The sequence below is a fragment of the Sphingobium sp. B2 genome (assembly GCF_007693735.1).
Lineage (GTDB): Bacteria > Pseudomonadota > Alphaproteobacteria > Sphingomonadales > Sphingomonadaceae > Sphingobium > Sphingobium xenophagum.
In genome coordinates this window covers 1,566,341-1,578,330 of record NZ_VDBZ01000001.1, presented here as the reverse complement: position 1 = coordinate 1,578,330, position 11,990 = coordinate 1,566,341, and the positions used below count along the sequence as shown (strand labels likewise).

The window sequence follows — 11,990 nt, the reverse complement described above, 5'->3', positions numbered from 1 at the left end:
CCATCATGACCGATGCCATTACCGGCACGAACAGCTGGCTTACTGCGGTAAAGCCCTACTTCCGGCCAATGCCGTTTGTATCCTTACTGATAGGAATATCCAGCGGGTTTCCGCTCATGCTTCTGCTCGGAACGATGGGCTATTGGCTGTCTAAAGTTGGCATCCAGAAATCGACTATCGGCTTTGCCATCGGTTTGACTACGCCTTACGCCCTGAAATGGCTTTGGGCACCTTTGGTCGATAAGTTACCTTTGCCCATTTTTACTAAGTTGTTTGGGCAGCGGCGCGCTTGGCTGTTCTTTGTTCAGGCGCTGCTATTCGTTTCGATCTGGCTACTCGGTAGTAGCGACCCAGCCAATAATTTGGGCTACTTCGCGCTGTGCGCGATCATGGTTTCATTTCTTGGCGCTACGCAAGATATCATTATTGATGCCTACCGTATTGAAATTTTGACGGACGAGGAAATGCCTTACGGCACGGCCACCAATCAGTTCGGATACCGCCTTGGCGCATTCTTTTCCGGCGTAGGGACGATTTTTCTTTATTCACCCGAAACCGGTTTCGGGTTGGGCTGGGAGATGGCATATGGCCTCACGGCGTTTCTCGTCCTGCCGGGAGCATTGGGAGCGCTGTGGGCTGGGCCTGGTACATATATTGACCGGCATGGCCGACTGGCCGGCCAGCGCATGGGGGCCTGGCTGAAAGAAACTGTACTCAATCCCTTTATCGAATTTCTGGGTCGTCGAGGTTCCGTACTGATCTTGCTGTTCGTCCTGCTCTATAAGGTCGGAGACGCGATGGGGCAGGGCATGTTGAACCCAATGATCGTGGACCTGGGATTTTCTGATGGCGAATTTATCGCGATAAACAAAGTTGTCGGCTTCTGGGGTTTGATCGTCGGCACGGCGCTCGCTGCCCCATTCATATTGTGGTTGGGCATGGGCCGATCCTTGTTCGTTTCCGGACTCATGATGATGTTCAGCAACCTTGGATTTGTCATTCTGGCGATGCATGGCCATTCAACGCTCTGGCTCACTATCGCAGTTGCAACCGAGCAGGTGACGAGTGGTATTGGACTTACCGTTTTTGTGACCTACCTGTCCGGTCTCTCCAGCCTTGCCTACACTGCAACCCAGTTCGCCTTGCTATCTTCCTTTGCGGCGGTTGGGCGAACGTGGCTTGCAGCGCCAGCAGGAATAGCTGCCGAGGCGTTTGGCTGGGTTGGGTTCTGGTTGATGACGGTCGTTGCCGCAGTGCCGGGCATGGTCCTGCTGTGGATTTTGTGGCAAAAAGGGTTCGTCGTAGAATCTGTGCGCCAGCCCAGCACGGAGGATGATTGACGCCATTCAGCAGCAGTTGTTGATAAGCGATCACCCCTCGCCATAAAGCTCCAGCGGCCGACCCAGGTCGGCGTGGGCCTGCGCGACCGCCTGCAAGCAGGTCAGCGCGCCCAGCGCATGATCATTGCCCAGCAATTGGCTCACCTGCTCATAGGCGGCGCTGGGATCACGCAGCGCGTCCCCCGTCGCCTGCATCATCAGCGCCTCGTCCACTGTCATTCGTGCGCAACAGCAGGGCGCGACCAATATCTTGCGGCTCGACGCGCGCGCCAGTTCCAGCATCATTGCCCGCATCAGCACGAGCGGACGGCGGTAGCTGCGCCCGAATGCGCCCAGCATTGCATTGGCGGCATGCGCGTCGTTGACGCCCGCGCTCGCCATGCGACGCATGACGAACAGGAACAGCCGGTTGCCATAGCCTGACGGCATCGGCCGGGGCAGGTCGTCGAGCGAGGATGTCTCTCCATGTGCCATGATAGTGCGCCTTCTGCGGTGGTCTAATCTCCGCAGGTTACGCTATTGAGAGTCAATCGCAAGTATAATCAGTCAGGCAGTTGATCGTTCAGCCGCAAAATCTCGCCCGCCAGATAAAGCGACCCGCCGATCAGCAGCTTGGGTGCGGGATGGTCCGCCGCTGCAATCGCCCTGATCGCGGCGGTCGGTTCTTCATGCGCGGTGCAGCCAATGCCCCAGCGCGCCGCGATTGCGGCGAATCGCTCTGCACCATGATGCTCATGCCCCGGCACCGGCAATGCGTGGATATGCGCGATCCGCCCTGCGAAGGGGGAAAGGAAAGCATCGACATCCTTGTTGGCGAGCATCCCGATCACCAATTGCAGCTTCTGTCCCTCCAGCCGCTCGCCGGTAAAAAAGGCACTGATCGCTTCGCCCGCGCCCGCATTATGCCCGCCGTCGAGCCAGGCCGTCGCCGCATCGGGCAGGGGCGCGAGCAGGGGGCCATGGTCGAGCCGCTGGAGTCGTGCTGGCCAGTGCGCCCACAGTGGCGCGGCCTTGAGTGCGGCTTCCGACAAAGGCACAGCGTTTTGGTGCCGCAACATGGCAAAGGCCAGCGCGGCATTCTGCACCTGATGTGCGCCCGCCAGCCGGGGTAGCGGCGTGTCGAGCCGCCCCTGTTCATCGCGATAATGCAGCCGGTCGCGATAGGCGGCGGCGTCCCAGCCATCGCCCTGGCCGATCCAGCTGGTTCGCGCACGCGCGACCGCGTCCATCATCACCGGGAATAGCGTTTCGGCATAACGTTGCGTGACCAGCGCCGCCCCTTGCTTGGCAATCCCCGCTTTTTCCGCCGCGATGGCGGCCAGCGTGTCACCCAGAAAGGCCTGATGGTCGATGCCCAGTTGCGCGATGCCGCACACCGCGGGATTGGCGATGACGTTGGTGGCGTCCAGCCGCCCGCCAAGACCAACCTCGACAATGCAGGCGTCAGCCGGATGCTCGGCAAAGGCCAGAAAGGCTGCGGCTGTCGTCACCTCGAAAAAGCTGGCATTCACCCCTTCGGCAATGTCCAGCACACGCTCCAGATAACGCGCCAGCGCATCGTCGCTGATCAATTGTCCCGCCACCCGGATACGTTCGTTGAAGCGGACCAGATGGGGCGAGGTAAAGACATGGACGGTCTTGCCATCGGCTTCCATCGCCGCGCGCAGGAAGGCGCAGGTCGATCCCTTGCCGTTGGTGCCCGCAACGTGAAAGACCGGCGGCAGCGCGCGGTGCGGATTGCCCAGCCGCTCCAGCAGCGTGGTTATCCGCTCCAGCCCCAATATATCGGCACCGGGGGATAATGACCAAAGCCGGTCGAGTTGCGATTGCACCGCAGGATGATCCGATACCGCGTGATCGGCCATGCGCGCCGTCCCCCCCTATAGGCTTGATGTCAGGCGGCAGCCCTTGGCGTCAGATAGTCGATGACCCGCGCCAGCGTATCGCGCAATTCGGCGCGATGAACCACCATGTCGATCATGCCATGGTCCAGCAGATATTCGGCGCGCTGGAACCCTTCGGGCAGCTTTTCGCGGATCGTGCTTTCGATGACCCGCTGTCCGGCAAAGCCGATCAGGGCATTGGGTTCGGAAATCTGGATGTCGCCCAGCATCGCATAGCTCGCCGTGACGCCGCCCGTAGTAGGATCGGTCAGTACGACGATATAGGGCAGGCCCGCGGCATGCAGCTTCTGGATCGCGACGGTCGCGCGCGGCATCTGCATCAGCGAGAGGATGCCCTCCTGCATGCGTGCACCACCAGCGGCGGTGAAGATCACATAGGGGCATTTATGGGCGATCGCGTCATTCACGCCCTGGATGAAGGCCGCGCCCACGCCCATACCCATGGACCCACCCATGAAGGCGAAATTCTGCACGCCCATGACCAACGGCACATCGTCGATCGCGCCCCGCGCGTTGATCAGCGCGTCATGATCGCCCGTCGCCAGCCGCGCCGCCTTGATGCGGTCGGGATAACGCTTGCTGTCGCGGAATTTCAGAGGATCTTCCTGCACATGCGGGGTCGGCAGCAGGATGAAGCCGGCGTCCAATATATGTTCGAACCGCTCCGATGGGCCGATACGGCCATGATGGTCGCAACGTGGGCAGACAGACAGATTTTCTTCCCATTCCTTGATGAAGATCATCTCCGAACAGGATGGGCATTTGTGCCACAGCGTTTCGGCGGTCTGTTCCTTTTTGGCGATGAAGGGGATGGCCTTGCGGACGCGGTTGATCCAGCTCATGCGGCGTTTTCCCGTGAATTGGCGGTGAGCGCACCGCTCAGGGCGGCGACGAATTGCTGAACGAAGGGCGCGGCGGCATCGCCGTGTGACCCGACCAGATCGACGATCGCCGATCCTACGACGACGCCGTCGGCAATGCGACCGATTGCGGCGGCCTGCTCCGGCGTACGAACGCCGAAACCCACGGCGATGGGCAGGTCGGTCGCGGCCTTCAACTTCTGGACGGCCATATCGATATTGGCCTGCGCTGCCTGCTGCTTGCCGGTGATCCCCGCCACCGACACATGGTAGAGGAAACCGCTGGCGCCCTCCAGCACGGCGGGTAGCCGTTTGGCGTCGGTGGTGGGCGTCGCCAGCCGAACCAGATGAATACCCGCGCTGCGCAGCGCAGGACCAAGTTCTGCATCTTCCTCCGGCGGCACATCTACGCAGATGACGCCGTCCACGCCAGCCGCCTTGCACTGGTCGGCAAACCAGTCGGACCCGCGCACCAGCATCGGATTGGCATAGCCCATCAGTACCAGCGGCGTGTCGGGATGGCGGGTACGGAAATCGGCGGCAATCGCAAAGATATGCGCCGTTTTCGTGCCGGACCCCAGGCTGCGCAGATTGGCCAGTTCGATCGCCGGGCCATCGGCCATAGGATCGGTAAAGGGCATGCCGAGTTCGATAATGTCCGCGCCCCCGGCGACCAGCGCGTCGAGGATTGCGGGAGTGGCCGCGACGGTCGGATCACCGGCAGTCACGAAGGTGATGAGCGCAGCGCGGCCCTGAGCCTTGCAGGCGGCGAAGCGGGTAGCCATCCGGTCCATCATCACATCTCCACGCCGAGCGCGTCGGCGACCGTGAAAATATCCTTGTCCCCCCGGCCAGACAGGTTGACGACGATGATCTTGTCCGCATCCATGGTCGGCGCAACCTGCTCCGCCGCAGCGATGGCATGGGCGGATTCGAGGGCAGGGATGATGCCTTCCAGCGCAGACAGTCTCTGGAAACTGGCGAGCGCTTCATCGTCGGTAACCGGCATATATTGGACCCGGCCAATTTCGTGCAGCCAGCTATGTTCCGGCCCGATGCCCGGATAATCCAGCCCAGCCGAAATGCTGTGCGCCTCGGTAATCTGACCGTCCTCATCCTGTAGCAGATAGGTGCGATTGCCGTGCAATATGCCCGACGCACCGCCCGCCAAGGATGCGGCATGCTTGCCGGTCAGTCCTTCGCCCGCCGCTTCCACACCGATCATCGCAACGTCCGTGTCGTCCAGGAAGGGATGGAACATGCCGATGGCGTTGGAACCGCCGCCGACCGGGGCGATCAGCATATCGGGCAGGCGTCCTTCGGCCTCCATCATCTGCGCCTTGATTTCCTTGCCGATGATCGACTGAAAATCACGCACCAGTTCGGGGTAGGGGTGCGGCCCGGCGGCCGTGCCGATGATGTAGAATGTATCATGCACATTCGACACCCAATGGCGCAGCGCGTCGTTCATCGAATCTTTCAGCGTTGCTGATCCCGACGTCACCGGAATGACCTCAGCGCCCAGCAATTTCATGCGGAACACATTGGGCTTCTGGCGCTCGACATCCTTGGCGCCCATGAAAATCTTGCATTCCATACCGAACAGCGCGGCGACGGTCGCCGTCGCGACACCATGCTGGCCAGCGCCGGTTTCGGCGATCACCTTCTTCTTGCCCATGCGACGGGCGAGCAGCGCCTGGCCGATGCAATTGTTGATCTTGTGCGCGCCGGTGTGGTTGAGTTCCTCGCGCTTCAGATAGATTTTCGCGCCTTTTCCGGCAGGCGCGTCCTTGCGCAGCGCCTGGGTCAGTCGGGCTGCGTGATACAGCGGGTTGGGGCGTCCGACATATTGTTTGAGGAGATAATCATATTCCTCCTCAAACGCCGGATCGGCCTTCGCCGCGCGATAGACTTTTTCAAGGTCCAGGATCAGCGGCATCAAGGTTTCGGCGACGTAGCGCCCGCCAAACTGGCCGAAATGGCCACTGGCATCGGGCTGGCTGCGCAGGCTGTTGGGCAAGCTGATAGTGTCGGTCATGATCGTTTCAGTCTCTTGGGTCAAAATGGGCGTTCGCTTCGGTCGGGGAAGCGATCAGCGCCATCGTGTCCCGATGCGCTCGACAGGGGCGAACAGCGTCAACATTGGGAAACCGCTTTGCAGAAGGTGATGATCTTGTCCATATCCTTGATGCCCGGCGCGCTTTCCACGCCCGACGAAACGTCGATCAGGGGCGCGCCGGTTATGCGGACGGCTTCGGCGACATTGTCTGCGGACAGGCCACCCGACAGGCCCCATGGTCCCGGCACCGCCACACCGCGCAGCAAGGTCCAGTCGAACCGCAATCCCATGCCGCCGGGCAGTGCCGCGCCATCGGGCGTCTTGGCGTCAAACAGCAGCCGGTCGACCGCGCCGGTATAGGCGCTGGCCGCGTCGATGTCGGCGCGTGTCTTGACCGAAATCGCTTTCCATACCGACAGGCCGGAGCGATGGCGGATCGCCGCTGCGCGTTGCGCGCTTTCCTTGCCATGGAGTTGCAGGGCGGTGAGCGCGCCGGTCGCGACCAGTTCGTCCAGCATCTCATCGGTCGGATCGACCACCACGCCAACCCGCTCGACATGGGCGGGGGCGATGGCGGCGAGCGCCCTGATCTGGCCGGTATCGACGTGGCGCGGGCTTTTGGGGAAATGGACAAAGCCGATATGGCTGGCACCGGCGCGCACGGCGGCGCCCACCGTATCAGCAGTCGAAAGGCCGCAAATCTTGATCGCGAGTCGGGACATGGCAGGGGCTTTAGCCGCGATGCAGCGCGAAGTCACATGACCGGAGGGGCATTGGCGGGCAGAATCGGGGGCATATGGCCCGGCTGGATCAGGTCCATATCGTGCAGCGCCAGCCATTGGTCGGCATGGTCGATACAGGCCCGCCCCAGAAACTGGTCCAGCGTCGCGACTATGTCTGCGTCACTGTCGATGCGCGGATCGAGCGGCGGATGCCAGTGCAGATCGAAATATGGTCCATCGGTACGGGCGAGATAGAAGGGCAGGAATTTTGCACCTACCTTGCGCGCCAGCCGCAGGGCGACCGACAGATTGCCCGACGGCATCAGGTCGCGGCCGAATGTCGGGAACCAGACCTGCAACTCCCGCCGCTCGTCCACCAATATATAGAGCGTCGCCCGGTCTTTCTGGGTCAGATGCTTGAACACGCCGCGCGCTGCGCCTTCGCCACTGATCGCTTCGCCCATATAGCTTTGCCGCGCTTTCTTGAGCAGTGCGGCCTGCGCTGGATTGTCGGGTGGGTCATATATGCCCAGCCCCGGCCGGTCGGTCGACGCCTTGATATGGGCGGCCAGCAAATCCCAGTTGCCGGTATGGACGGTCAGGCTGATCATCGGTCCCGGCCCGTCCAGCACCGCCTGATAGCCGGCCCGGTCGATGACGTTGACATGCCGTTCATTGACGAGCCGATCGATATTGGCCAGTTCGCCCAGCGTCCGCCCGATATTGAACCAGCGCCGGGTCAGCATCGCCTCGCGCTCCGCCTCCCCAAGGTCCGGTCGCAGGATCGCCAGATTGGCGCGCGCACGGGTGTCGCGCAGCTTCATGCGTGGACGGGCGAAGCTGACCGATAGCCAGCCGCCGAGCCAGGACGCGATACGCGCAGGCAACAGCCGCAGCAGGGCAAAGAGAAAGGGGTTGGAGAGCATGGCGATAGCGTCATACAGATGCGGCCGAGACGGTAAAGGGGCGCTGGCGTAACATGCTGTGGCTATGGATATTTCTTCAGGGACTTAGCCTGCTGGGCGTCGTCAACTACTGGCGCCACCTGCCGGTGGACCGCAAGATCGAGACACCCGACGGCGTGGTCATGCTATTATCGGTGCGTGACGATTGGGATGGCGGACCAGACCTGATCGCCCGGCTGAAAGCCCAGACGGCGCGCTTCCGCTTGCTGATCGCGACGTCAGGCCAATGCGCTGCCGCCGATGCTTTGGCCGCGCGGGAGAATGGCTGGGTGGAGGTCGTCCATGCCGGGGTTGCCAGCGATGAAGGGCAGAAAGTCCACAAGCTGCGCGCAGCGTTGCGGGCATTGCGGCCTGACGATCGCTATGTCCTGTTCATTGACGCCGACATCGAACCGCCTGCCCGCCTCGTTGGTCGCTTGCTGTTTCCGCTGGTCCGGGGAAAGGCGGATATCGTCACCGGCTACCGCATGCTTTTGCCCGAACGCGGGCCGATGCTGGCGCTTGTCGGCGCGGTGGAGATGCAATTGGCGACTCTGCCGCGCTTCGCCAGTGCGACTATGCCCTGGGGCGGGGCGATGGCGTTGACGCGCGACGTGGCCGATCGGCTGGACCTTGACCGGGTGATGGCGGGGCGACTGTCCGACGACATGGCGATTGGCCTGGCTGGCTGGCGCGCAAAGCTGCGGTTGCGGCCAGTGCGCGATCTGCTCGTGGCCAGCCCGCTGGCGGGCGATGCGGCGCAAGTGCTGGGCTTTGGCGTGCGGCAGTATCGGCATATCGTCACCAACAGTCCCGGCATGTGGGCGCTGGCGACGCTGGTGGTCGCGGTACAGGCGGCAGCCTGGGGTGGGGCACTGGTCTGGGGTGGCGGCGCGATGATAGCTGTCGGCTATGGCGCGGCATGGGGACGGGCGCTGACGCGAAGGGCGATTTTGGACAGCCTTCTGGAGCCGGATCAGGCGAGCCGCGCCCGGCGGTCGCTGTGGTGGGACGTTGTCGCACCTTTTGCGGTGACCTGGGCACATCTCATCGTCCAAATCGCCGCTGCATCATCGTCGCGCATCCGCTGGGGCGGGTGGGATTATTGGGTCAGGCGGGGAATGGTCGTGCGGATGTGCAGGATCGATCAGAATCCGGCCGGAAACTGATGCAGCCCATCTTCCCCGATACGCAGCACCACCTTGCCCGCGACCGCACTCAACGGCAGGTCGCCATATAGGTGCGGAAAGAGCGCGCCGCCGCGCGACTCTTCCCACTTGATCGCCTCGCCGAACGGAGCCAGGTCGACCATCACCATCACCAGCCGATCCTGCCCGGCAAAATGCTTCGCCGCCGTCTCCGCCGCCTGATCGCGGGTCGACATGTGGATATAGCCATCGGCCAGATCGACCGGCGCGCCCGCAAACACGCCGTCGGCCTTCAACTGCGCATACTGGTCCGCCGTCAATATCTTGTAGGCGAACAGATCACTCATGCCTCGGCTTCGTCCTCATCATTCTCTTCGATCCGCGCCGCGCTGACGACATGCTCGTCCTTGGCCACGTCGAACAGGCGGACGCCCGCGGAATTGCGGCCGATGACGCGCAGGCTGTCGAGGCCCATGCGGATCAGCTTGGCCTGATCGGTCACCAGCATCAGATGATCTCCATGCGTGACCGGGAAGCTGCCGACGACCGGTCCATTGCGACCGATATTGTCGATATTGGTGATGCCCTGCCCACCACGCCCCGTGCGTCGATAATCATAGGCGGACGACAGCTTGCCATATCCATTGGCGCAGACGGTCAGGATGAACTGTTCGCGCTCCTTCATCAGCGCAAACATCGCCTGATCGGCCATTTCGCCATCCTTTTCAGGCTTCCACGGGGCGTAGCGGAGATATTCCTCGCGCTGTTCCTGATTGGCGCCCGATCGATGCAGGATGGACAGGGAGATGACCTCATCGTCGCTCTTGAGCGTCATGCCGCGCACGCCGGTCGACGTGCGGCTCTGAAACTCGCGCACATCAGTCGCGGCAAAGCGGATCGCCTTGCCCTGGCGCGTGGCGAGCAGCACATCATCATTCTCGGTCAGGAGCGCGACGCCGATCAGCCGGTCTTCGCTACCTTCGTCGAAACGCATCGCCAGCTTGCCATTGCTCGGCACATTGGCAAAAGCGTCCATGCTGTTACGCCGGACCGTGCCGTTCGCGGTGGCGAACATGACGTGCAGGTCTTTCCAGCTATCCTCATCTTCGGGCAGCGGCAGCACGGTGCGGATGGTTTCGCCCGGACCAAGGGGCAGCAGGTTGACCATCGGCCGCCCGCGCGTCGCGGGACCGCCTTCAGGCAGGCGCCACACTTTCATGCGATAGACTTTGCCGGCGGTAGAGAAGAACAGCACCGGTGTATGGGTCGACGTCACGAACAATTCGGTGATGGCGTCCTCATCCTTGGTCGCCATGCCCGACCGGCCCTTGCCACCACGCGCCTGCGCGCGGAAGCTCTCCAGCGGCGTGCGCTTGATATAGCCCTGCACCGTGACGGTGACGACCATATCCTCTCGCTCGATCAGATCCTCATCCTCGATCCCGTCGGCGGCGGCGGTGATTTCGGACAGGCGGGGTGTGGCGAATTCCCGTTCAATCTCTTCAAACTCTTCCCTCATGACGGCATAGAGTTTGACCCGGTCGCCCAGGATCGCCAGATATTCGGCGATCGCGTCGGCCAGTTCGGCCAGTTCCTTGCCGATTTCGTCGCGGCCCAGCGCCGTCAGACGATGCAGGCGCAGGTCGAGGATGGCGCGGACCTGAAGGTCGGACAGCTTGTAGAAATCCCCGGCCACTTCGACGTCGATCGCCTCGACCAGCCGGATATAGGGCGCGATCTCGCCAATCGGCCATTCGCGCGCCAGCAGCTTCTCGCGCGCTTCGGCGGGACTGGACGATCCACGGATGATCTTCACCATCTCGTCCAGATTGCTGACCGCAACAACCAGACCCAGCAAGATATGCGCTCGGTCGCGGGCCTTGTTCAGCTCGAACTTGGTGCGGCGGGTGATCACCTCTTCGCGGAACTTGACGAAGGCTTCGATGATGTCGCGCAGGTTCAGCAGTTCGGGGCGGCCGCCGCGAATGGCCAGCATATTGGCCGGGAAGCTCGATTGGGCGGGGGTGTTGCGCCACAATTGGTTCAGAACGACTTCGGGGGTCGCATCGCGCTTCAGGTCCATGACGATCCGCACGCCTTCGCGGCTGGATTCGTCGCGAATGTCGCTGATCCCCTCGATCCGCTTTTCCTTGGCGGCTTCGGCGATCTTTTCGACCAGACCGTTCTTGCCGACCTGATAGGGAATGGCGGTCAGAACGATCGACTGGCGATCGCCACGCCCTTCCTCGACCACATGACGCGACCGCATCATGATGGAGCCGCGTCCGGTGTGATAGGCGCTGCGTGCGCCGGACTGGCCCAGGATCAGCGGCGCGGTCGGGAAATCGGGACCGGGGACGATCGCGATCAGTTCGTCGATCGTGATGCCTGGATTGTCGATATAGGCCAGGCACGCGCGCAACACTTCGCCCAGATTATGGGGCGGGATATTGGTCGCCATGCCCACCGCGATGCCGCCTGCGCCGTTGACCAGCAGGTTGGGGAAGCGGGCGGGCAGAACCTGCGGTTCGCTTTCCGATGCGTCATAGTTGGGGGTGAAATCGACCGTATCCTTGTCGAGATCCTCCAGCAGGGCGTTGGCGACCTTGGCCAGGCGCGCTTCGGTATAGCGCATAGCGGCTGGCGGATCGGGGTCCATCGAACCGAAATTGCCCTGACCATCTATCAGCGGCACGCGCATCGACCAGTCCTGCGTCATGCGGGCCAATGCGTCATAGATCGAACTGTCGCCATGGGGGTGATATTTACCCATGACTTCGCCGACGAGACGCGCCGATTTGCGGTAGGGGCGATTATAGACGAAGCCCGATTCCTGGGCGGAGAAGAGAATGCGGCGATGCACCGGCTTCAACCCGTCGCGCACGTCCGGCAGGGCGCGGGACACGATGACCGACATGGCATAGTCGAGATAGCTCGCCTTCATCTCGTCTACGATGCTGACGGGGCTGATGTCCGAAGGGTCGGCGAGGCTGGTCTCGTCGTTCAAGGCGAT

At 62.3% G+C, this 11,990-nt stretch carries 11 protein-coding genes; 2 read left to right on the top strand and 9 right to left on the bottom strand.

The features are described from left to right. The first annotated feature begins 5 nt into the window (after positions 1 to 5). Entirely contained in the window at positions 6 to 1,340 is a 1,335-nt protein-coding gene (locus FE851_RS07675) for an AmpG family muropeptide MFS transporter (RefSeq protein WP_145201262.1), read from the top strand. Between the two features lie 30 nt (positions 1,341 to 1,370). On the opposite strand, the gene FE851_RS07670 is transcribed toward FE851_RS07675, so the two are convergent. The 7 genes from FE851_RS07670 to FE851_RS07640 all read right to left on the bottom strand — a co-directional run bounded on the left by FE851_RS07670 (position 1,371) and on the right by FE851_RS07640 (position 7,817). After that, positions 1,371 to 1,814, bottom strand: a complete 444-nt coding sequence (locus FE851_RS07670) for a DUF6628 family protein (protein WP_145201259.1) — start codon at positions 1,812 to 1,814, stop codon at positions 1,371 to 1,373. Positions 1,815 to 1,882: 68 nt separating this feature from the next. Beyond that, positions 1,883 to 3,205 (bottom strand): bifunctional folylpolyglutamate synthase/dihydrofolate synthase, encoded by a 1,323-nt coding sequence (locus tag FE851_RS07665; RefSeq protein ID WP_145201254.1) that lies wholly within the window; start codon positions 3,203 to 3,205, stop codon positions 1,883 to 1,885. Between the two features lie 29 nt (positions 3,206 to 3,234). Then, the gene (gene accD / locus FE851_RS07660) at positions 3,235 to 4,086 is read right to left on the bottom strand and encodes an acetyl-CoA carboxylase, carboxyltransferase subunit beta (RefSeq protein ID WP_017182676.1); all 852 of its coding nucleotides are present in this window, start codon (positions 4,084 to 4,086) and stop codon (positions 3,235 to 3,237) included. Next, positions 4,083 to 4,898, bottom strand: coding sequence for a tryptophan synthase subunit alpha (trpA, locus tag FE851_RS07655; protein WP_186378850.1), 816 nt, complete (start codon positions 4,896 to 4,898; stop codon positions 4,083 to 4,085). The genes accD and trpA overlap by 4 nt, the downstream gene beginning before the upstream one ends. Before the next feature lie 2 nt (positions 4,899 to 4,900). Continuing rightward, positions 4,901 to 6,142: a tryptophan synthase subunit beta gene (gene trpB / locus FE851_RS07650; protein ID WP_145201248.1), complete on the bottom strand. Its 1,242-nt coding sequence runs from the start codon at positions 6,140 to 6,142 to the stop codon at positions 4,901 to 4,903. 98 nt (positions 6,143 to 6,240) lie between these two features. After that, positions 6,241 to 6,885, bottom strand: a complete 645-nt coding sequence (locus tag FE851_RS07645) for a phosphoribosylanthranilate isomerase (RefSeq protein WP_145201245.1) — start codon at positions 6,883 to 6,885, stop codon at positions 6,241 to 6,243. A gap of 32 nt (positions 6,886 to 6,917) precedes the next feature. Then, positions 6,918 to 7,817, bottom strand: coding sequence for a lysophospholipid acyltransferase family protein (locus tag FE851_RS07640; RefSeq protein ID WP_409994497.1), 900 nt, complete (start codon positions 7,815 to 7,817; stop codon positions 6,918 to 6,920). Positions 7,818 to 7,864: 47 nt separating this feature from the next. Here FE851_RS07640 and FE851_RS07635 point away from each other — a divergent pair, with 47 nt between their 5' ends. Beyond that, on the top strand, positions 7,865 to 8,998 hold the full coding sequence (locus FE851_RS07635) for a glycosyltransferase (protein ID WP_145201239.1): 1,134 nt from the start codon (positions 7,865 to 7,867) through the stop codon (positions 8,996 to 8,998). Here FE851_RS07635 and FE851_RS07630 read toward each other — a convergent pair. Beyond that, positions 8,977 to 9,324, bottom strand: coding sequence for a DUF952 domain-containing protein (locus FE851_RS07630; protein WP_019052026.1), 348 nt, complete (start codon positions 9,322 to 9,324; stop codon positions 8,977 to 8,979). The two genes, FE851_RS07635 and FE851_RS07630, sit on opposite strands and share 22 nt — an antisense overlap. Next, positions 9,321 to 11,984, bottom strand: a complete 2,664-nt coding sequence (gene gyrA, locus FE851_RS07625; RefSeq protein ID WP_017182669.1) for a DNA gyrase subunit A — start codon at positions 11,982 to 11,984, stop codon at positions 9,321 to 9,323. Before gyrA ends, FE851_RS07630 begins: the two co-directional genes overlap by 4 nt. Positions 11,985 to 11,990 lie beyond the last annotated feature (6 nt).